General features: G+C 48.9%; 15 protein-coding genes. 7 read left to right on the top strand and 8 right to left on the bottom strand.

Annotated features, from left to right (window positions below):
• The first annotated feature begins 214 nt into the window (after nt 1-214).
• Together uvrA and ACXAFR_RS16595 are read left to right on the top strand one after the other, a co-directional pair.
• On the top strand, nt 215-3,082 hold the full coding sequence (gene uvrA, locus ACXAFR_RS16600; protein ID WP_475178808.1) for an excinuclease ABC subunit UvrA: 2,868 nt from the start codon (nt 215-217) through the stop codon (nt 3,080-3,082).
• Between the two features lie 15 nt (nt 3,083-3,097).
• The gene (locus ACXAFR_RS16595) at nt 3,098-4,837 is read left to right on the top strand and encodes a bifunctional protein-serine/threonine kinase/phosphatase (protein WP_475178807.1); all 1,740 of its coding nucleotides are present in this window, start codon (nt 3,098-3,100) and stop codon (nt 4,835-4,837) included.
• 11 nt (nt 4,838-4,848) lie between these two features.
• On the opposite strand, the gene ACXAFR_RS16590 is transcribed toward ACXAFR_RS16595, so the two are convergent.
• From ACXAFR_RS16590 to ACXAFR_RS16565, 6 genes are all read right to left on the bottom strand, one after another.
• On the bottom strand, nt 4,849-5,595 hold the full coding sequence (locus tag ACXAFR_RS16590; RefSeq protein WP_475178805.1) for an SDR family oxidoreductase: 747 nt from the start codon (nt 5,593-5,595) through the stop codon (nt 4,849-4,851).
• 12 nt (nt 5,596-5,607) lie between these two features.
• Nucleotides 5,608-6,930 carry an FAD-binding oxidoreductase gene (locus ACXAFR_RS16585; RefSeq protein ID WP_475178803.1) on the bottom strand — a complete coding sequence of 441 codons (1,323 nt, stop codon included), beginning with the start codon at nt 6,928-6,930 and terminating at the stop codon, nt 5,608-5,610.
• 4 nt (nt 6,931-6,934) lie between these two features.
• On the bottom strand, nt 6,935-8,392 hold the full coding sequence (locus tag ACXAFR_RS16580) for a UbiA family prenyltransferase (RefSeq protein ID WP_475178802.1): 1,458 nt from the start codon (nt 8,390-8,392) through the stop codon (nt 6,935-6,937).
• Nucleotides 8,389-9,354, bottom strand: coding sequence for a lysylphosphatidylglycerol synthase transmembrane domain-containing protein (locus ACXAFR_RS16575; protein ID WP_475178801.1), 966 nt, complete (start codon nt 9,352-9,354; stop codon nt 8,389-8,391). The genes ACXAFR_RS16580 and ACXAFR_RS16575 overlap by 4 nt, the downstream gene beginning before the upstream one ends.
• A 16-nt stretch (nt 9,355-9,370) precedes the next feature.
• Nucleotides 9,371-10,987, bottom strand: coding sequence for a glycosyltransferase family 39 protein (locus ACXAFR_RS16570; protein ID WP_475178800.1), 1,617 nt, complete (start codon nt 10,985-10,987; stop codon nt 9,371-9,373).
• Nucleotides 10,988-11,228: 241 nt separating this feature from the next.
• Nucleotides 11,229-12,494 carry a glycosyltransferase family 4 protein gene (locus tag ACXAFR_RS16565; RefSeq protein WP_475178798.1) on the bottom strand — a complete coding sequence of 422 codons (1,266 nt, stop codon included), beginning with the start codon at nt 12,492-12,494 and terminating at the stop codon, nt 11,229-11,231.
• 502 nt (nt 12,495-12,996) lie between these two features.
• Here ACXAFR_RS16565 and ACXAFR_RS16560 point away from each other — a divergent pair.
• From ACXAFR_RS16560 to ACXAFR_RS16545, 4 genes are all read left to right on the top strand, one after another.
• Nucleotides 12,997-13,911 (top strand): fibronectin type III domain-containing protein, encoded by a 915-nt coding sequence (locus ACXAFR_RS16560; protein WP_475178797.1) that lies wholly within the window; start codon nt 12,997-12,999, stop codon nt 13,909-13,911.
• 198 nt (nt 13,912-14,109) lie between these two features.
• Complete coding sequence (locus tag ACXAFR_RS16555; RefSeq protein WP_475178795.1) at nt 14,110-15,528, top strand: GMC oxidoreductase; 1,419 nt, start codon at nt 14,110-14,112, stop codon at nt 15,526-15,528.
• 16 nt (nt 15,529-15,544) lie between these two features.
• Nucleotides 15,545-15,991 carry a hypothetical protein gene (locus tag ACXAFR_RS16550; RefSeq protein ID WP_475178793.1) on the top strand — a complete coding sequence of 149 codons (447 nt, stop codon included), beginning with the start codon at nt 15,545-15,547 and terminating at the stop codon, nt 15,989-15,991.
• Nucleotides 15,992-16,068: 77 nt separating this feature from the next.
• Nucleotides 16,069-16,668: an acyltransferase gene (locus ACXAFR_RS16545; RefSeq protein ID WP_475178792.1), complete on the top strand. Its 600-nt coding sequence runs from the start codon at nt 16,069-16,071 to the stop codon at nt 16,666-16,668.
• Between the two features lie 104 nt (nt 16,669-16,772).
• On the opposite strand, the gene ACXAFR_RS16540 is transcribed toward ACXAFR_RS16545, so the two are convergent.
• Nucleotides 16,773-18,578 carry a PKD domain-containing protein gene (locus tag ACXAFR_RS16540; protein ID WP_475178791.1) on the bottom strand — a complete coding sequence of 602 codons (1,806 nt, stop codon included), beginning with the start codon at nt 18,576-18,578 and terminating at the stop codon, nt 16,773-16,775.
• A gap of 603 nt (nt 18,579-19,181) precedes the next feature.
• The gene (locus ACXAFR_RS16535) at nt 19,182-20,420 is read right to left on the bottom strand and encodes a hypothetical protein (RefSeq protein ID WP_475178789.1); all 1,239 of its coding nucleotides are present in this window, start codon (nt 20,418-20,420) and stop codon (nt 19,182-19,184) included.
• A 181-nt stretch (nt 20,421-20,601) separates the two neighbouring features.
• On the opposite strand from ACXAFR_RS16535, the gene tcdA reads away from it, so the two are divergent.
• Nucleotides 20,602-21,402: a tRNA cyclic N6-threonylcarbamoyladenosine(37) synthase TcdA gene (tcdA, locus tag ACXAFR_RS16530; protein ID WP_475178788.1), complete on the top strand. Its 801-nt coding sequence runs from the start codon at nt 20,602-20,604 to the stop codon at nt 21,400-21,402.
• Nucleotide 21,403: the final 1 nt, after the last annotated feature.

The following is a 21,403-nucleotide window of genomic DNA, read 5'->3' as shown; positions in this document are numbered from 1 at the left end:
AGGAGCGAATGTTGATGAGCAGACTTCCGTTATGACCGCACTTAGCCGCTCATGATCATTTTGATATGCTCATACTATTGCAGCTTGCACACTAGCGCAAAGGGCCTTCTTCTGCGTAGGAGATCCTGACGAGTTTAAGAACTCGTCATTACACCTACTACATCTTGGCCGACCGAGTATACTAGCCAGTTCGGTCGCTTTATCGGGAATCGCAGTGGACACCATATCTGTTCGAGGGGCTCGCACCCACAATCTCAAGAACATCAATATAGATCTTCCCCGTGACAAATTGATTGTCATAACTGGTTTATCCGGTTCCGGGAAATCTTCGCTCGCCTTCGACACCCTCTACGCCGAGGGGCAGCGGCGCTATGTCGAGTCTCTCTCGACCTATGCACGACAGTTTTTGTCGATGATGGAAAAGCCCGACGTGGATCACGTGGAAGGTCTGAGCCCGGCCATCTCCATCGAGCAAAAATCAACATCCCACAACCCTCGCTCCACTGTTGGCACCATCACCGAAATTTACGACTATCTGCGACTACTATTCGCTCGAATTGGAGAGCCTCGCTGCCCAATTCACGGGGAGCCATTGGCGGCTCAGACCGTCAGTGAAATGGTCGACCAAGTACTTGAATTACCCGAGGGCACCAAAATCATGCTGCTTGCCCCGGTGGTGCGGGAACGCAAAGGTGAACACCTGCACATTTTAGAAAATCTGCGGCGAGACGGTTTCATACGCGCCAGAATCGACGGCACGGTTGTAGATCTGGACGACACTCCCAAGCTCGATAAAAAACGCAAGCACACCATTGAAGTGGTTATCGACCGGTTCAAAGTTCGGGATGACCTGCAAATTCGCGTTGCAGAATCTTTTGAAACCGCCCTGCAATTAGCCGAAGGGCTCGCCATTGCCAGCTTTATGGATGGCGAACAGGATGACCAATCGTTTTCGGCAAAGCACGCCTGTCCGGTCTGTGATTATTCCCTGGCTGAACTGGAACCACGACTGTTCTCTTTCAATAATCCTGCTGGCGCCTGCCCTAGCTGTGACGGACTTGGCGTGAGCCAGTTCTTTGATCTGAACAAAGTTGTGCAGTTTCCCGACTCATCTTTGGCGGAAGGCGCTATACGAGGATGGGACAGGCGAAACCTTTATTACTTTCACTTGCTCAATTCGCTTGCTGAACACTACGGATTTTCTATTGACACGCCCTGGCGCAAACTTAAGAAAGCCCAGCAAAAAGTCATCCTATACGGCTCGGGCACGGAAGAAGTCGATTTCTCCTACACCAACGACAATGGAGATCTCTACCAGCGACGCCATACCTTCGAAGGAATCATCAATAACATGTCGCGGCGCTATAAAGAGACAGATTCTCAAAGCGTTCGGGATGAACTGTCGAAATATGTCTCCAGCCAACCCTGCCCCGAATGTGAAGGCACCAGGTTAAGACGCGACGCACGGCATGTGTTTATCGATGAAAAAACGTTGCCGGAAATCACCTCCCTTCCAGTGGGCGATGCGTTCGATTACTTTACAGCCCTGAAATTTCAGGGCGCCCGTGGCGAAATCGCCGAGAAAATTCTGAAGGAAATCCGCGACCGATTCCGTTTTCTGGTCGACGTTGGGCTCAACTACCTGTCTCTCAACCGCAGCGCGGAAACATTGTCAGGCGGTGAAGCTCAACGAATACGCCTCGCCAGTCAAATCGGCGCCGGCCTGGTCGGCGTCATGTACATCTTGGACGAACCGTCGATCGGTCTACACCAAAGAGATAACGATCGGTTACTTCGAACTCTGGAGCACCTTCGCAACCTTGGCAACACGGTTATCATCGTCGAACACGATGAGGACGCCATTCGCCAAGCCGATCACGTGGTTGATATTGGCCCTGGTGCAGGTGTTCATGGCGGAGAGGTCATCGCCCAAGGTACTGTTAATCAGATTATGAAAAGCCGAAAGTCACTGACCGGCAAGTATTTATCTGGCGAATTAGAAATTGCTGTGCCACCACAAAGGCGCCCCTTTCCCAAAGAAGTCTTGCGTCTTGAAGGTGCCGCCGGCAACAACTTAAAAGACGTTACTCTGGAAATTCCAACAGGATTGATGACTTGCGTCACAGGAGTCTCAGGATCGGGAAAATCAACGCTGATTAATGCAACCCTCTATCCTTTGGCAGCTACCGCCCTGAACAATGCCACAACACTGTCAGCTGCGCCATACAGCGACATTAAAGGCATGGAACACTTTGATAAATGTGTCGATATCGATCAAAGTCCGATCGGCCGCACGCCAAGATCTAACCCGGCCACTTACACCGGGATCTTCACACCTATTCGCGAACTCTTCGCGGGCACTCAAGAAGCCCGATCACGGGGCTACAAGCCGGGCCGCTTCAGTTTTAACGTCAAGGGTGGCCGCTGCGAAGCCTGCCAGGGCGATGGCGTCGTCAAAGTCGAGATGCATTTTTTGCCCGACATTTTCGTCCCCTGCGACGTTTGCAAAGGTAAGCGTTACAACCGCGAAACCCTGGAGATCAAATACAAAGGCAAAAATATCCATGAAGCCTTAGAGCTTACCGTTGAGGAAGGCCGGGAGTTTTTCGATGCGATTCCAGCGATCGCAAAGCGTTTGCAGACTCTGATTGACGTTGGGCTGTCTTATATTCGACTTGGGCAAGCAGCGACCACCCTCTCCGGCGGAGAAGCTCAGCGAGTCAAACTGTCCCGTGAACTCTCCAAACGGGATACCGGTAAAACCTTGTATATTCTTGACGAACCCACCACTGGCTTACACTTTCACGATATTCAACAATTACTGCAGGTCTTGCATCGCCTCCGAGATCACGGCAACACCGTTGTTGTGATTGAACATAATCTCGATGTCATTAAAACTGCAGATTGGATCGTAGACTTAGGACCAGAAGGCGGCAGTGGGGGCGGAGAAATCATCGCCACCGGCACCCCTGAGGACGTTGCGACAATCAAAACGTCGCATACCGGTCGTTTTTTGGCGCCACTGTTAAAGAAAAAGCCTGTCACACCGAAAAGAAAACGAACCGCCAAAGCGACGACCTAATCTTCGATAGCAACCATGAATGCGCCACGCCCTCAACTGAAGCTCGACATTGGTCACGCCACAGATAAGGGGCGAAAATCGGTTAACCAAGATTATTTCGGCAGCCATATTCCACGTGGCAGGCTGCTGACAGAAAAAGGTGCGGCCGTGGCGGTTGCGGATGGTATCAGCTCGAGCGGCGTCAGTCAGATCGCAAGCGAATCGGCCGTTAACGGTTTTCTTACGGACTATTTCAGCACTTCTGATGCCTGGTCCGTAAAGACTTCAGGGAAAAAGGTGCTGGAAGCCAATAACTCCTGGCTGCACGCACAAACCCTTCAGAGCCCGTATCGACTGGACATGAATCGAGGTTATGTCTGCACCTTTAGCGCACTTGTCTTCAAGTCTCACACCGTTCATGTGTTCCATGTCGGGGACACTCGCGTCTACCAAGTTCACGATCAGGCATTAGAGCAGCTGACGGAAGACCATAGGATTTGGCTTTCTGAAGGCAAAAGCTACTTAAGCCAAGCACTAGGCATAAAGCCCTATCTCGATTTTGATTATCGTCCCCTCACCATCCACCGGCATGATTTGTTTATGCTTGCAACGGACGGCATCTACGAATTTGTTCGGTCAGAACAGATAATAGAGGCGATCAAGCATACGGAAAACCTGACACAAGCTTCCGAACGCATATTGAAAACGGCACTCGACGCAGGCAGTGACGACAACGTAACTGTTTTGCTGGTTCGAGTCGATGAGCTTGCAGAACAAACGGCCAGTGAAAGTATCCGCGAATTGAATGAACTGCCCTTTCCGCCAGAATTACAACCCGGCAGTCAACTTGACGGCTATCGAATTATCCGAAAAATTCATTTTAGCGCCCGCAGCCACGTTTTTCTGGCCGAAGATTTGGAATCCCAAACTCAAGTCGTCTTAAAAACACCTTCTGTTGATTTACGCAGTGATCCCACCCATCTTGAAGGCTTCTTTATGGAAGAGTGGATTGCACGACGCATCAATCACATCAACGTCCTAGGCGCCTTCAGCAACCGTCACCCGCGCTCCTGCCTTTATACCGCGATGGAATTCATCGAAGGGCAAACATTGGAACAGTGGATGCGAGATCACCCACATCCGGATCTGGAGCAGGTACGCGATATCATCACGCAAATTGCTCGAGGCCTAAGAGCCCTGCATCGGCTCGAAATGCTGCATCAGGATTTACGACCTGCAAACGTAATGATTGATCGACAGGGCACAGTCAAACTGATCGATTTCGGGGCTGTTCGGATCGCTGGTCTTGCGGATGTAGGCACGAACGCACACCAAGATCATCGCATGGGAACCGCGCAGTATTCCGCCCCAGAGTATTTTTTGGGAGAAACACCAGATACGCGCGCCGATCAGTATTCCCTGGGGGTAATTGCGTATCAACTCTTATCGGGTGGAAAGCTTCCCTACGGCGCAGACGCCGCCAGAGCTCGCACTCGCAACGCGCAACTGCGACTAAACTACCGAACGGTACTCCATGACGAACGGGATATTCCCGTTTGGATCGATAGCGCACTGCGCAAGGCGGTGCATCCCGAGCCGCGCAAACGCTATGAAGAAATTACTGAGTTTTTATACGACCTGCGACACCCGAACCAATCATTCACAAGCCAACAGCAGACCCCGCTTATCGCTCGAAACCCCCTGCGCTTTTGGAAAAGTGTCGCACTGGGCTTTCTTATTGTGACGCTGGCCCTACTCGTCGATAAATTTTACTGACGAGCACACAATTACAAAGACAGCTTTTTGAAAATCGCCTCTGGTACAGACTTGATGATCGTCATGATGCCGAGCCAAAATATCGGTGTGTACACTGTATTGCGTTTTTTCGTAATCCCTTTAACGATATCGCTGGCGACTTTTTCAGGCGTAGCCCACAGAGGACCACCTTTGTCGAATTCCGCCGTCATGGGCGTATCGACAAATCCAGGTTTTATCGTTAATACATGCACATTGGCTTTGACCAGGCGATTTCTCAACCCCTGAGCATAGGTGGCAACCGCGCCTTTAGCACATCCATAAACGTAGTTGCTCTGGCGGCCGCGGTCACCCGCAACCGAACCAATGGCAGCAATAGTTCCCGCTCGACGCTCCTCCATCCGCGTTGCGAGAGCCGTCATTTGAGCGATAACTGCAAGCCCATTAAGATTCATCGCGGCCGCGATGCCCTGCCAGCTATTCTCAATGGCTTTCTGATCAGGTAAATCTCCCTGGGCTAATAAAGCGACGTCCACCGCCCCGAAATCCTGCCAAAGTGTTTCCGTAACAGTTTCCATCGTCGCCGGATCCGATAAATCCGCCACCAAGGTATTTACCTGGCTGGCTCCGCGGACCTTTAAATCATCCGCTAACAGCGACAGTTTTTCCGCATTGCGCCCAAGCAAGACAAACTCGACCGCTTGAGACTCTTTGACCATTTCCCGTGCGGTGGCCTGAGCGATTGCCGAGGTAGCACCGGAAATTAAAATTCTCTTCACAAAATACTCCTGCTATGAATTCGCCGTTACTCGACGCCAGAAACTCGACTGGCATTGAGGGTCCATGTAGTCAGCGAAGGCTTCCCAATTAGGGAAATACGTTTTAAATGCTTTGGGAGACATTCTGGCATCCTTTGCCGGATATACACAGCCATGACTTGCCATCACAATATCATCCAAACTATCCAGGAAGCGGAGAGTTTCTAGACCTTTATTAGGAAAATCTAATGCCAGTGTCACCCCAGGCCTTGGAAACGACAGCATTCCCAAAGAAGGGATATCCCCAAAGTTCTTCAGGACAGCGAGAAACGACGCACTGCCAGATTTAGCGATACGTTTGAGAATCTCGGCTAAGACGGCTTTTTCTTGGCCATTGTCTTTAGGAATGACGCATTGATATTGAAAAAACCCCTCTTTTCCATATATCCGATTCCAGCGTAAAACGCCGTCAAGAGGGTAAAAGAAAGGCACATAATCTGAGCTTTCCAGCGCGGGCTTCAAGCGCCCCTTTTGATAATACAATTCGTTAAACGCACGAACCGACATTCCATTCAAGGCGAAACCTGGAAAGTTAAAAGGCACAGAGAGACTGTTTTTTGATTCATGGGCATAGCCAGGCTCTGCACTGTGCTCACCCGCCGAAAATAGCCCTCGTCCCATATTCTTACCGGTTGCCAAACAATCCAACCAGGTTACCGTATAGGTCGCCTTCTGATCGTATTCGTCCAGCAACTCTAAGCCAGCATCCAGATTTGGGAAAGGCCGGTTTTCAACCAGCATTCTTGAGCCAGGAACCGCCATCAGCCGTAATGTCACCCGACCGATAAAGCCAGTCAGCCCCAACCCACCAATTGTCGCTGCAAATAACTCTTTATTTTCGCTTGGGGAGCAAGTGATCCAGCCTTGCTCAGATCGGAACAATTCCAGCGACAAAACATGGTTGCCAAAACTGCCGGCAGAATGGTGGTTTTTGCCATGAACATCGTTAGCAACAGCCCCCCCAATACTGACAAACTGGGTTCCCGGAGTCACCGGTAAAAACCATCCGCGGGGAAGAAATTCTTGAAGAATTTGCGCCAGAGTAACTCCGGATTCGCATTCCAGAAGGCCACTGGCAGGGTCAAAACGAATAAATCGATTTAACGAGGCGTTAACAAGCTGTAATCCAGCTTCGTTTAATGCCACATCGCCGTAACTGCGTCCCTGTCCGTAAGCCAACCAACCGTGTTGATTTGCCGCACTCGCTGCGGCTTTGACTTGATCTGTCCAGGCGGGATAGTTGACCTGCTGGTTTACTTGGGGATAGTTTCCCCAGGATGAAAGTGATTTTGCCATGACATCAGACGTAGGTTGCCGCCCCCAAAATCAGCCCCATGACAATAACAGCAAACCAACTGTTTTTATCGGTAATCGCAAAGCTAATGGGGTCTTCATTCATCTGACCGCGAGCAGCCAGCATCCACATCCGCATAATCCAGTACCCTAATACCGGACACATCAGCCAAAGAATTTCTGGGTGTGAATACAACTGTATAACTTCGTCACTGTTGATATAGAGCGCAAATACCAACACCGACATAAATCCGGCCGTACCACCCAATGACTGTAAAATGGTGACATCAGAAGTGTAATAACCGCGGCCAGAAATTTTGCTTCCTTCGCCATCCGACTCACTCAACACCCGCACCAACTCACTCACGCGCTTAACAATGGCGAGCGAGAGGAAGATAAACATTGAGAAGCTGAGCAACCAAAAGGACAAGGTAACACTAATGGCCGCCGCACCCGCAATAACCCGCAAAGTAAACAAACTGGCGAGCACAATAACATCGACAGTCTGCAGCCGCTTTAACTTGAAACTGTAGAATACTGTCAAAAACAGATACGCCAGTAACGCCACCACAAAATAACCGGTGAGACAGGCGCCGATAACAATACCTGCCAGCAACAGCAAACTGCCCAACGCCACACCACTGGTGATTGACATCACTCCCGCGGCAAAGGGGCGACGGGACTTGATTGGATGCTTACGATCAGCTTCCAGATCGAATAAATCATTGAGAATATAAGTTGCCGATGCCACCAAGCCAAAACTGATAAATCCAAACAGGGCACTCATGACGGAGGTCATATCGCCAAAAGCGTGCGCCGTCAGTAAGGGTACAAATATCAGAGCATTCTTAGCCCACTGATGAACCCTTACCGCTTTCGCTATTTGACGAATTCGAACACGAGGTACTGGAAACTGATGTTCAACCTCAGCAACCTTACCCGCTTGCGAGGCCAAAGGATCATTGCCAACAACAATCGCGCGCCGCGCACGCTTCCACACAGCAAGATCGACTTCATGATTTCCAAGGTAATCGAAGCCTTTCTCACCGTAGGTATCGACGGCCCAGGCAGCCTTGCGATCCCCTCCAAGATTGACGTGATCATCCGTGGCACGACAACTGGAAAAGAAATCAAAGCGAGCGCGAATACGCTCTGCAATTTCATGCCAGCTCGCGGTACATAGAACGATCTGACGACCTTTCTGATACTCTCGCTCAAGGTACTCGACGACCTCTGTGCGGTACGGCAAAACATCTACATTGAGTTTTGTGCGACGAGCGCATTCCCGCTTCAGTACGTGTTTGCCCTGCCACAGCCAGAATGGCAGCATGACAATCAGCCATGGCTGCCGCTTGATGAGTAAAATAACCGTTTCGTAAAGAATGTCCGTGCGAATCAGGGAACCATCCAGGTCCACCAGTAGAGGAATCTCTTCCTGTCCTGCCGCTTGCTCCTTGTCGATCATAAGTCTCTGCTTATCTCCAGATTTCGATTACCCATGACTTGGAAACGTCCAAGCACTGCCAGTCCAAGCAACACAGCGAACCAAAGGGTTACAGCACGACAAATGATGGTAGCGGTGGTTGCATCCGCAAGACTCACCCCTGTCGCCATCAACATACCAGCCATGGCAACTTCGGCTCCGCCAATACCACCTGGCAGAAATGAAATTGCGCCAGCCACCATTCCCAATGCATAAATACCCGCAGCCATGGCCACTGAACGCTCACCCGTCAACCATTCCAGTAAAAGGACAAACCCCCAGGCTTCCGCCCCCCATGCAACAACACCTAACACGATACCTGGAATCCAAATACTCCAGCGCATAAACAGCGACGCTGCATGCAAGGTAACAAAGAGATTTCTAACCAGTTTCGCCAGCTTAGATGAGGAATTTTCCTTAAACGTAAAATGGCCTTCAAACCACAACAGCAAGCGGCGGCTACGGATACAAGCCGCCACGATCAGCACAGCAACCAATAAGCCTAGGCCAACCATTCGATACTCGGGAAAGCGAACCAATGCCAAGGCCGCGATAATTAATACTGAGATCAAATCGATCAGCCGCTCGGCAAACAGCGCAGCCACACTTTCAGACATACGCACGCCATGAGGCTTCAGGTAGATCGAGCGCACAGCCTCGCCGAGCTTGCCAGGCGTTGCCGTTAACGCAAACCCAGAGAGATAACACAGAAGATGTTTGCGCATGGGAATCGCTTTACCCGTAACCCGAAATAACATCCAGTGCCAGCGCAAAAATCGTAGAAAGTAGTTGGCCAGAGACAGCAATAGCAAAATCATCATGCCGCCGAAGCCAATCTTCGCCACACCGGACATCACCTCGTCAAACCCTGAAGCGAAAATCCAGACGGCATAGCCCCCCGCTGAGAGGAGCATAACCAATGTAAGGGTTCTAAGATGCGTCATTAGGGCCGCTATCCGCCTATTTTTCCGGTGCGCCGTGGCGCTTCAAAATACCGAGATTACGCTTCGGATCCTTTACCACGACATCAAAATATCGATCGATTGGATCCAGCGGTGCCCAGGTGGTAATGCCTTCCCAATCTGCGAGATACCAAAGCTGCTTATCTACGATGTAGTACATCAAGCAATCAGGCGGGGAATTCGGTTTCGTACCAAAGTCCGGAGGGCAATATTTCTTACGTTGGCGCGCCAGCAATGCTTCAGGATTGACTTTGCCGTCAAGATTGACTGTGCGATCATGGAAATACCCCAATGTCCCAGTCTGTGTAGCGCCAATCCAGGTTTCATCGGGAACATGGGCCTGCACCCACTCAATAACCTGTGAGTGTTGATGAGGCGTCCCATTCGCGTAAATACGAACATTCAATGCCAACACGAGCGCTATGACTAAAACTGCAGCCGGCATCAAGAAGCTGGTCTGCCAAGACCCTGGCCGATTGAACAGGTGCAACAGACAGCCTGCCGTAAACAATGCCAAGTAAGGTGCAGTTGCGGATAAATACCGCGCCATAAAATGAAATGCACCGAAAAATAAGCCGTAATAAAGGGTATAGCACAAGACTGATATTCCCCCCATTACCATCAAACTACGGATCGCATGGGAGCTGTTGCGCCACATCACGACAAAAGCGCCCAATACCGCGAGCAACAGCAGGCTACAAACGATAACGAAGGGTGGGCTCCACTGAATATCACTGGGAATTGGCAGAATTACCGACAGATACTCAACCAGGATGGACGGCACCAATGCCGCATTCTCTCCAAATTGACTCCCTGCCTGAGCCTGTCCGCTGATGGGTGTCAAAGAGCCAAAGTTGATGTAGTTATTGATCAACCAGGGCGAGGCGACCACAACTGAGGTTGCCCCGAACACCAATGTCCTAAAAAACCGTTGACGTAAATGTTCTGCACCAAATGGAATACCCCGAAACAGATACGTCAAACACGCGGCAAAAATTGCAAAAACCGAATCGATGCGCGTCCAAAACAGTAGGCCCAGCAATACGCCAACAGCTACGGTTCGAGGCCAGCTCCAAAGCTGTTCAGCGTCTTCGTCACTCTGAAAAAAGACACTGACGACAACGGCAACCAGAGTGATATAAACACCGGTTTCCAAAAAATTCATCATGTGAGGAATTAGCTGCGGGCTAGCAAAAAATACTGCTGACAAAATCAAGGCGGCCTCGCGACTATAGCGCTGCCCAGCCAGTACTTTCGCCGCCAAACGATAGACCACATAGGCACATATCATCGACGTCGCTAACAACACAAGGTGGGCAAAAACCACACCGCCAACTTTATCCGCTCCGGTTAAACGATACCCAAGCGAAAAAATAAACGTCACCAGAGGTTGTGTCCCGTTGGTCGCAATGGTTCCGTCAGATACACTCATACCCAATCCCATCGCAATATTTCTGGCGATGGTCAGCATCAAATACCCATCTTCTGTGGGAAACTGCTGCAACAGCCTGCCGCCTTGATCCAATAAAGGCAGCACCCTTGCCAAAAGACCAATCACGAATAGCGCCACCACCCAAATCAGGCCCCAGCGCGGAATTTGAAACGATTTCAGCATGTCTTCATCCATGTAAGTCGAGGGCGGCGGCCATTGTATAGAAAAAACAATGAGATAACGCCTGCCAGAGTTTAATTCTGACGATTTCGACCAGTAATTTTCTGCACCACGCCTATATTGTGGAAAAATCCACAACTCTCTCGAGTGTGGCGAGGCATCAATAAGTCAATAATAGCTTCTGTAGGGAAAGTTTCCGGCTAACGCCAACGAAGGCGCCAGCGGAATAAATTTTCTGACCGGACTATTCGACGGACCAAAAGTCTGGCTTGGTCCGCTGCCCTAGCGCCCACCGATATACCTCGATGGTCTTCGTCGCTTTTGAAGACCAGGAGAATAGTTGAGTTGCCCGTTCAAAAGCTGCCTTGCGCATCACATCTAGCTCATCCCGCTCGACTAAATCCTCCAAAGCCTGCGTGAACGCGGTCACATTCTGACTCCGGCTGAGCAGCGGAACTCGGACTCCAGATTGATCATCCACCAAGACACCTGGAGCCCCATAATCGAAAACGGCACAAACCAAACCGCATGCCATGGCTTCGACCACAACACCGGCTCCAAGCTCCCGAACGGATGGGAACGCAAAAATATCGCAATCGGCCATGATATCGCCAACTTCCGCCTGGGTTTTCCAACCGAGAAAGCGCACCTGCTCTTCCAATCCAGCCTGCTTCACCTTGGCTTCCATGGACGCTCTTAATGGCCCATCCCCAACGATCCATAACTCGTGCTGTTGAAGCGCCTTACTGGCGACAAAGGCATCAACCACCAACTCTGGCTGTTTATAAGGCACCAAACGTCCCGCAAAAAGAATCCGGCGGCGAGCCACGGCTTCCGCACGAGGCGTAAACTCAAAGAGCTCGGGATCGATACCAACCTCGGGAAAATCAATGGTCTTATGACGGAGATTCTCAGGGATCTGCTGTAGCGTGTGCTCAAAAGACGTAAGAATAGCGCTGGACTCACGATAGGTTGAGCGGCTGTAGGGCAGAATTTTATAGGCATTTCGAACCGCAGCAAGCCACTCTTTTTCGTTTCGCAATTCCTCACGATATGCCTTGGGCCAGGGCAATCCGCCATTGAGCGGGCCAAGGATAAAGGGCACCGGACATTTACCGGCGAGGTAGCTAGGCAATGTGGGCGACATTGGGGTTACTCGATGCACGACATCGAATTCACCGGCTTTAATCGCAGCACCGTACTTTTTCCAAACCTCGTACTCGAAGGCCAGATAATTCGGATAATTGAACGCCATCACTGTCGTCCAGCTTCCCTCCTTGCCTCGCAGCCATTTTAGGAAACGATAGATCGGAGCAGCGATGTATTCCGTGTCTACATAGTCAACTTTGGCAGCACCGAAGCCATGCTTGTCGATGTTTTCCTTGTTGCGTATCTGCGTGACAACAGTCACCTCAGCCACATCAGCGATTGCCTTAGCGGCCTTGTAACCAACCACCGGCAACGATGGCCATTCCGGATTACATTGATCTGCCAGTAGCAGAACTCTCATAGAAACTCCCTGAGCTTAACCGATCCATATAGAGCATAGAGCTGACTTACCCCCCTCTTCCAGCAGAATATCGAGAAACACATCACATCCCCAACTCTATAAAAGAATTGAGCGACAAAAGCCTGGATAGACGGGTATCAGAAAGGGCGTTTACTTTAAGTAACACCCCCTGTTTTCCGCAAGTCTGGCAAACAACTCTTAGCAAAACACAGACAGCAAGATTTCAAAGAAAGTGCCAGGTTCCCTAGAATTCAGCAAACAAACGTTTTATCTATGCTAATATTTGTAAATATATTTGAAACTTTTACAAAGAGATTAAGTCAAATTGTCGTTAGCAATGCCGTTATGGCGGGAAAGACACCTTCTTCATATTACCTGAGCTTTGCTACAACTTTATTTTTTGTGGAATGAGCCCTTCGGCTCGATTGATTTTTCGTTACATATTTTCTCACCTGTATCGAAATTTAAAATTATTTAATCTAGAAAAAGGTGTTTAACTGATATGCAATCGTGGAAACTTAGAACAAGCCTTATGACGCTTGCGGCCACCCTCTGCGTGACTTTCGCGAGCCTTTCCAATGCCCAGACCACTTGGACCCAGTGCGCAAAAGAAAACAACGACTGCGATTTCCAAGGAACCATGGACGTTCGCTACGGCGCGAACGGGGTTTTTGACTACGGAACCTTTACCGACGGCGTCTGGTGCGGCAACGCCAATTTTGAAGACTTGGTACCTCGGACGACCAAATACTGCTACTACCGGTCCACGTCAACCGTTACAGACTCATCATCGTCTGGCTCTTCTTCAAGCGGATCAAGCGGTAGCGGTTCTGCCGCGGCCTCCAGCGGACAATGGACCTGGTGCGTAAGACAAGGCAACTGGTGCAGCTTTAAAGGACAAACCGTTGAGGTTCGCTACGGCGCCAACGGACAATTCGACTATGCCACCTACACCAACGGAGCCTGGTGTGGCGGCAAATGGTTTGACGACCCCGCCCCCGGCGTAACCAAACATTGCTCATACCGCACAACGACCAGCACGTCAGCGTCCAATAGCGCAGAAAGTAGCGGCCTTGCCGAGCTCAACGTCACCTGGACAGCTCCCACAGAGAGAGAAAACGGCGACTCCTTGTACGCCAGCGAAATCTCCCACTACAAACTGCAATATCGGCCACAAGGCAGTAGCCAGGCTTACACTAGCCTCACCGTCTCCGGGGCTTCCTCCCTTAGCAGCGTACTGCTACTAGAGCCAGGCAACTATCAAGTTCGCATTGCCGTTGTTGATACTTCAGGCCTATCCAGCTCGTATTCCAGCGTCGCTGTATTGAACGCCACCGACGTTGTCGCAGTTCTGAAACAATTAGAAGAACAGATTGCTGTCGATCAAGTCTCTTCCATCGCAGATGGCGCCAGCTGAATTCAAAGCAGACCTTGTAAAGAAGCCGCAGAGGTTATTTGCGGCTTCTTATCACAATTATGGCCGTTTGACACCGGCCTTTTTACTCTCCACTCTTCCCCTCGCCTCTGCTAACCTTAACAGTGATTAGCTGACTTCTTCGCAGCATACGCTGTCCTATTATTCAAACACGTTTTTTGCCCATCTGCGGTTTTACTGATGCAAACACACTCTTACGATCTCATTGTTGTTGGTACCGGCTTCGCGTCCTCGTTCTTTTTACGCAAGTACCTGGAAAAAGCCGGGCCGGACATAAAGGTTCTAGTTCTGGAGAGAGGAAAAGACCACCCCTACAGCTGGAAGATCCAGAATAGAGCCAACACTGATTTCAACTTCAACCAAAGTTACGTCAATCTAACACCGGAAAAACCCTGGATTCAAAATGTGGCATTTGGCGGAGGCAGCTGCTGGACAGGCAACACGCCGCGCCCACACCACAGCGATTTCGAAACCAATAGTCTCTACGGAATTGCCGAAGACTGGCCCATGAGCTACGACGAGCTGGAGCCATTTCTGTTAGAAGCCGAGCAAATTATGGGAATCGCTGGCGCTGAGACACCCTTCTACCGTCGATCAAAGCCCTTTCCGTCTAGCCCCCATAAAATGAATGCATTTGACGAAGCCATCAGCAAAAAATACCCAGGCTTCTACACTCCCATGCCCACCGCTAGAGCCAGCCAGAATACACGCACCCGCCCTAGCTGCTGCGGAAATGGCGAATGCGCAACTTGCCCAATAACCGCTAAGTTTCAAATTGACCTGCACATGCGTGACCTCTACCAGGATCCACGGGTCGAACTGCAGTTGGAATCTAACGTTATTGCACTGGATATCGAAAACCAGATTGTAACTGGCGTCATATATGAACAAGGCTCCGAGCAGAAAGTCGCAAAATGTGATCTGGCCGCAATTGGTGCGCACGCAATTACTACACCATTTATCATGCTGAATTCAGGGCTCGGTGGGCACGCCCTGGGGCGCTACTTAAATGAACAGCTTTCTGTCGCCGTCAAAATCGACCTTGACGGTGTTGATAACTACGGCGGCAGCCAATCGGTAAGCGGCCTGGGCTTAATGTTCTACGATGGCGACTTTCGCCGTGAGCGGCCAGGTTGCCTCATTGAATCCTGGAATATCCCCTGGCTTCGCGCCGAAAAGGGAAAATGGCGACAAAGAGCTTTGATAAAATTTGTCTTTGAAGACAATCCACAATACGAAAACTATGTCACTGTTTCGAAAGATCGCCCAAATACGCCGGAAGTCTTCTACGGCGACCACTCCGACTACATGAAAGCTGGTATCGCATCTGTACCCAAACTGATGGAAGAATTCTCCAATGGGTTGCCCATTGAAAACTATACGATCATTGAAGAAGAAGGGCTTGGTACCGACGCCCATATTCAGGGCACCATCCGAATGGGAAATGACCCAGATAAAAATGTGCTCGATAAACACCTGAAGCATCACGAGGTAAGAAATCTAATTGGTTTGGGTAGCGGCGTATTTCCAAATTGTCCTGCCGCCAACCCTACGTTAATACTATCGGCCCTATCGCTATGGGCAGCAAACCACCTTTAAATACAGGCAGGTCAGAATGAAGCTTTCCCGCAGACAATGGATCGCAGGCTCGATAGCTACGGCCTGCGTCGCCGCAGCAGTTCCCTACGGGTTATGGAAAATCAAGCACGGCAAGGCAAGCGAAATCATCATCGCGATTTTGCAGCGGCGCGTGGGCTACCTGAATGTCGAACCTGAAATTTTTGCGCAATACGCAGATGACTATGTTGAATCCAAAAAAAGTTTCGAAAGCCAGCTCGCCAAGCTTTCGGTGATAGCGACACCACTGCGCTACATTACACCCTACAGCTTTCTGGATATGGAACACCCATTAAGACGACTAGAAGACAATGTTGTCTCAAACTTTCTCTTATCGACAGATTTTTTCCGAAACCAAGCCGACGAGTCACGAAAGTTATCCTACATCGGCCTGTACGACACGATCTCGCATCCGTGCACGAACCCATTTCATAGTTACAGTTAATACAACAATTATTACGATGGATCGAACGTAAAAAACAAAGCTAAAAAATAGAAATCGCTCAATCAAGGAATGTCCTCATGATCAAAAAGATCATTAAAAAAATTGCATTTGATAAAGGGAAACTAAAAGGTCTTTACATTCGCCTATGTAAGCCAAGCGGGCTTGAGTATGCAAACTTTCTAAAAAAGTGGGGAGGTTATTATCAGATAGGCGAAGACTGCTCAATCCCGACTTATGCTCATATTTCAAACCCTTATCTAACTAAAATTGGAAATAATGTTCGCCTAAGCAACTGCACCATACTCGGCCACGATGGTTCTGTTAACATGCTTAACAGAGCTTACAACAAAAAACTAGATAAAGTTGGCCCTGTAGACATTGGGAATAATGTGTTTGTAGGGCACGGAGCAATCATACTTCCAAATACAAAAATTGGAGACAACTGTATTATCGCCGCAGGCGCAGTCGTAAGAGGAGAAATTCCCAATAATAGTGTTGCAGGGGGAGTTCCGGCGAAGGTAATCTGCTCAACAGAGTCTTACCTCCAAAAAACAGAATCGGAATCAAATAATTATCCCTGGATAGATCTTGTCAGAAATAGAAAAGGCGACTACGACCCTACCCTAGAAATCACACTTAAAAAACTTAGATCAAGCTTTTTCTTTCCCGCGAAATAGAAACACTGGTATTTTTTAACCCCAAAAAAAAAGCCTCGAACTTAATCCGGGGCTTTTTCCACAATCTCAGCAACTCAACATACGAGTTGCTTTTTATCTAATCATCAGTTGGAAACTATCTCCGGCGGAACTGGAGGTGAAGATTTAGACTCCCCCTCCTCCGATGAAAAAAGGCCATCCAATGAAGCCCCAACATTTTGAGATGCAATACTGGGAATTCGAATAAAGTCCGATATATCGCTAGGGCGGTTGGAAACTAATGGAGAGGACTCACCTTTTTTACGAATGACATTATTGCTGGACTTCATGTTTCCACTACTAAACTTTGGATTGGAAGCGTTCGGAGCATAAAGAAGATTATTCCGCACCGACAATGCAGACGACCCAACATACGACTCAACACAACCTTTCTTGATGCTCGAATCACTTCCATCCAAGTAGCAGGTATTATTGTAAATATTTAGGTTTTTTGCAGGATATTGAGTACAAAAGCCGCCGTTACACTTTGTCATTTGGTACGACTCAACAGTAAACAAAGGCCCCCCTGACCCGCACCCAACGTTATTCCTCATACTTGCACTTTGCCCAAACACCCTCATGCGGCTACAGTTTGCGAAATAATTTCCTTCGACAATATAATTTCGCAGGATATTATAAAAACTTGTTGAAGGCGGCTTTACCTCACCGGCGGAATTGTGATTTGGATTATACGTATTATAAGAAAATACAAAATGCTCTGTGGGAACATCGGCCCCATCACCTGCTGTACCTCCGGCGGCTTGTAAGCGAATTGCAGTCCTCCACGGCGCCTCTCCATCGAATTTATTAAATGACCATAGGGTCATATTATTACTATAAATTCTGATATTGAAAGAGCATGGCGACTTACCTAGAAGGTTCCCCATAATGAATGATTCGGTATAATCGCCATGGATATTTTTACCACCCTCCCGGCTAGAAGAGCAGCTTGCAACGGTACCTATATCACTGTCAACAATCGACATTTGATTGCGCTTTGAAGGCCCTCCGGGCAATCCCTTCATAGATACACCGTGGGCACCATTTGTTGTTTTAATCCGGAGAAGCAGACCATTTCTTACTACTGCATCCCAATTTCGATCAATTACTGATGCAGACCCCTGGTCAGGATAGCTAGTTATACTGCTGATAAATTCAATATCTTGTGTTCTAGCGCCATTCCCACCAACAAACATTGCTGTTGTATTTCCAGAAACTTTAACTTTGGGCCTACTACTTCCCGAACCATATGCCCCTAGTATCGCAGCTGAGCTTGGGACAAACTCACCACTACCAGAAAATGTTTCACCACGCCTTAACAAGACTCGTTTATTTTTACTCGCTTCACTCGCAGCAGAACTAAAGCTACTAGATTTAACGGTTTTCGCTCCAGATGGACAACCTGAAAAGTTTCCACTGGTTGAGTAACAAATTGTATTAGAGCCCGAGAAAACAGAGTTTGGGTCTTTTACCGTAATGGTTAAATTCGCAGTCGAGGTATTGCCATTGGGGTCCGTCGTAGTTACTCGAGCTGTGTAAGTTCCAGGGGTTTCATAAACGTGGCCTGCTAGAGGAGCACCAACGTATTGATCTTTTGATAGGCGCTTTAGAAATGAGTCGCCATCCAAACCCCAGGTTTCGCTGTAGGAAGAATTTGCGCGTTTTTCTCCAAAATCAAAGGTGTACACAAGATCATGAAATGGATCGGAAACGTTTGAACTGGTTGATGCGCGCGCATCAAATAGAACTGGCAATGGTGCAACACCAGATACTACTTTAGCGGTTAATTTAGCTGCAGCTTGAGTTTCTGCTCCTGCAGCCAACATAAAAGGAAGTGTAAATAAGCCTAACTGCTTCAGCTTTCGAGCTGAGCCATTTATAAAAGACGTCATGAAAGTTCGCCCCACGAAATAGTAATCGGAATAATATTGTCAACGCCTGAAAAGACTGTAGTTGCACCATTTGGAGTTTTCCATGAGCCCTACCCAATAACTCGGAAACGGGTCACAAAAATTCTGACACGGCTCTAGGGAAATAACGGAATAGACTAACCAAGTGATTTTGCACGACTCTGGCTTACCTCTGCGCAATTCCTTTTCGATTTGAAGACTGCCCTACCACTAAACTTCTCCGAGCTGGATCAACAAATATCAACTACAGCTATCATGCAATGACGATATTGAGTTGTGACTTTTGCCACTTTTAATAACTTCACTTAATAAAAATACAGGCAAGCAAAGGCCGAACCATCGCCCACGATAGCTAAGACTCACAAATGTTAAAACAGTTCCCATTTTTGCAAAGGGATGTAAACATGATTGCTTAACAAATAATATTATGCATTAAACGAGCGGTTCGCAAGAAATGCCATCGCAAAGAAAGGAGGTTTTTAGGTGAGATTAACGGGAGGATACGTGAAAACGTTAGAAGCCTGTCTCACGTCAACTACGGGCATGGACTCAGAGCAGGGATTCCTCCCCGCCCTTGTTACACGATTACGCGTAATGTGCGACTCTCATTTCATAAATCGCATCAAAAAATGCTTGTCGCCGAGCACGCATTGCACGCCTAGCAAGTTCAATCTCCGCTTTTAGCGCATCAAGCCGTTTTTGCAACTCTAGCTTAGGCAAAGACTGGGACAGCAACTGTACACGCTTTTGCTTAAAAGCTTCCCATTGACGAGTTGACTCGACCCAATCGGCCTTTAAATGCTCTAAACGAGTCTCCCACGCCTCCCATAGCGAACCGTGGCTTGACGTACGGGCTTCAAGCAGCTTGCGACGAGCAATAATTTCCGCCTCCTGCTTTTTCGTCGCGCGATGCAAACCGCTGACAAGGCCAAGGCTACTCAGCAGCAATATTACGTACCGACTGGGATCCAGCATCCAGCCCGACCAACCAAAACCATTGCGATAATCTCTAGCAAAGTCGTGATGATCGGCATGATGATTCCCTTCTCCGAGAGGCCCAAGCCAAACATAATTATTTTTCGCAGAGCTGAACGCACCCTGAACAAAGCCCCACATGTGAGTCACGCTGTTAACAGTCCAGGTGTTATGTTGCACCAGAACGAAAGAGCAAATCGATGCGATCATCAAACAAACACCGCCCAAGAGAGACCCGCTAAGCACAGCCCCTAAAACCAAAGGCAGGACAAAGTTCATCAAAGTGACTAAAACTCCGTAATGCTTATCCTGCCAATTCAAAAACGGTGAACTCTTCGCATCGTAAGCTCGCTTTTCTTCATCATTCTCTGGATGAAAGAAAAGGTAGGTCAACATGTGAGACCACAAAAAATTACGCCAACCGGAGGTAAACCAGGTCGCACTGTAGGGATCAAGATGGTGCTTACCACTGCGATCTACACCGTGATGCATTACGTGGAGAGCCGCCCAGCGACGAATACTCCCCTGTACAGAAAGCGTCTGCCCGATCAGACCGAAGACTACATGCACCGGCCAACTCACCTTATTGACAGCTCCGTGCGATATCATCCGGTGGGAATACACGGTGATCGCCAAAGATGCGAGAATAAAATGAATCACAGACCAGCCCAGCATGATCTTCCAGAAGCCTTCTGGCGCGTAAAAGTACGCAAAAGGCGTCGCAATCAACGCAACGAGCTGAGTGGTAACAATAAATGCTGTGGTAAACCAGTCAATAGTGAAACCATGATCAAACAAATCGCGGTATCTCTTATAGAGAGGCGCGGGATTCGCGGAATCATTTTTCATTAATTTTATACCTACATTTTAAACTTAATAATCAAATCTGGGGGCAATATACACAGAATTCAATTTCACGTCTTGCCCTTGAAATGGAGATGACGTGACAATGCGCACCATGCCTGAAGCAAATGCCGACACAGTGACGGCGATCAATTTGCGGCAAACTCATACCTTGAACTAAAAAACCATGAATTCAAATTACCTACAACGCTTTGGCGGCATCGCTCGGCTTTACGGCATGCCCGCCCTAGAATCCTTGTACCGTGCCAGTTTTACCATTGTTGGAATTGGTGGCGTCGGTAGCTGGACCGCCGAAGCCCTCGCCAGAAGCGGCGTTGGTCACCTCACTATAGTCGATATGGACGACATTTGTATGACCAACATCAACCGCCAGTTACATGCGCTTTCAAGTCATATCGGCCGCCAGAAAATCGACGTTATGGGCGAGCGTTTGCTGGATATTAATCCCGACTTGCGCCTGACCAAGGTCGATGATTTTCTGGGCCAAGAAAACCTCGAAAGCCTCCTGACGACCGATTCAGACGGCGTGATTGATGCCATCGACAGCGCGAGTATTAAGGCCGCAGCCATCTCACATTGCAAGCGCAATAAAATAAGTCTGATAACCGTTGGGTCTGCTGGGGGAAAACGAGACCCCAGAACAATAACCAGCGGCGACCTAACAAAAACCACTAACGATCCACTGCTTGCAAAAACCCGCCGAATACTCCGGCAACAATACCACTTTTCCCGCAACCCCAGCCGAGTCTTTTCTGTCGAAGCCGTCTACAGCCCAGAACATATGGTGTACCCCACCAGCGGTGGAGACGTCTGCCAAAACAAAAATTCCGGAATCACGGCGATTGGCTGCGATCAGGGATTTGGAGCGGCAACCATGGTCACCGCTACCTTTGGTCATATCGCCGCCGCACGAGCCATTGATCGTTTTCTAAAGCGGAAAAGTCGAAGTCTAGATAAACAAGCTTAAT

Source organism: Pseudomaricurvus sp. ABR4_320 (assembly GCF_056159445.1).
The sequence above is the reverse complement of the archived record's forward strand: the minus strand, read 5'-3'. Positions and strand labels throughout refer to the sequence as shown.

Coding starts and splice junctions, on each gene's coding strand:
- ACXAFR_RS16585 (WP_475178803.1), bottom strand. CDS start 6,930: ATGGCAAAATCACTTTCATCCTGGGGAAACTATCCCCAAGTAAACCAG.
- ACXAFR_RS16580 (WP_475178802.1), bottom strand. CDS start 8,392: ATGATCGACAAGGAGCAAGCGGCAGGACAGGAAGAGATTCCTCTACTG.
- ACXAFR_RS16535 (WP_475178789.1), bottom strand. CDS start 20,420: ATGAAAAATGATTCCGCGAATCCCGCGCCTCTCTATAAGAGATACCGC.
- ACXAFR_RS16565 (WP_475178798.1), bottom strand. CDS start 12,494: ATGAGAGTTCTGCTACTGGCAGATCAATGTAATCCGGAATGGCCATCG.
- ACXAFR_RS16545 (WP_475178792.1), top strand. CDS start 16,069: ATGATCAAAAAGATCATTAAAAAAATTGCATTTGATAAAGGGAAACTA.
- tcdA (WP_475178788.1), top strand. CDS start 20,602: ATGAATTCAAATTACCTACAACGCTTTGGCGGCATCGCTCGGCTTTAC.
- ACXAFR_RS16550 (WP_475178793.1), top strand. CDS start 15,545: ATGAAGCTTTCCCGCAGACAATGGATCGCAGGCTCGATAGCTACGGCC.
- ACXAFR_RS16560 (WP_475178797.1), top strand. CDS start 12,997: ATGCAATCGTGGAAACTTAGAACAAGCCTTATGACGCTTGCGGCCACC.
- ACXAFR_RS16570 (WP_475178800.1), bottom strand. CDS start 10,987: ATGCTGAAATCGTTTCAAATTCCGCGCTGGGGCCTGATTTGGGTGGTG.
- ACXAFR_RS16595 (WP_475178807.1), top strand. CDS start 3,098: ATGAATGCGCCACGCCCTCAACTGAAGCTCGACATTGGTCACGCCACA.
- ACXAFR_RS16555 (WP_475178795.1), top strand. CDS start 14,110: ATGCAAACACACTCTTACGATCTCATTGTTGTTGGTACCGGCTTCGCG.
- ACXAFR_RS16540 (WP_475178791.1), bottom strand. CDS start 18,578: ATGACGTCTTTTATAAATGGCTCAGCTCGAAAGCTGAAGCAGTTAGGC.
- ACXAFR_RS16575 (WP_475178801.1), bottom strand. CDS start 9,354: ATGACGCATCTTAGAACCCTTACATTGGTTATGCTCCTCTCAGCGGGG.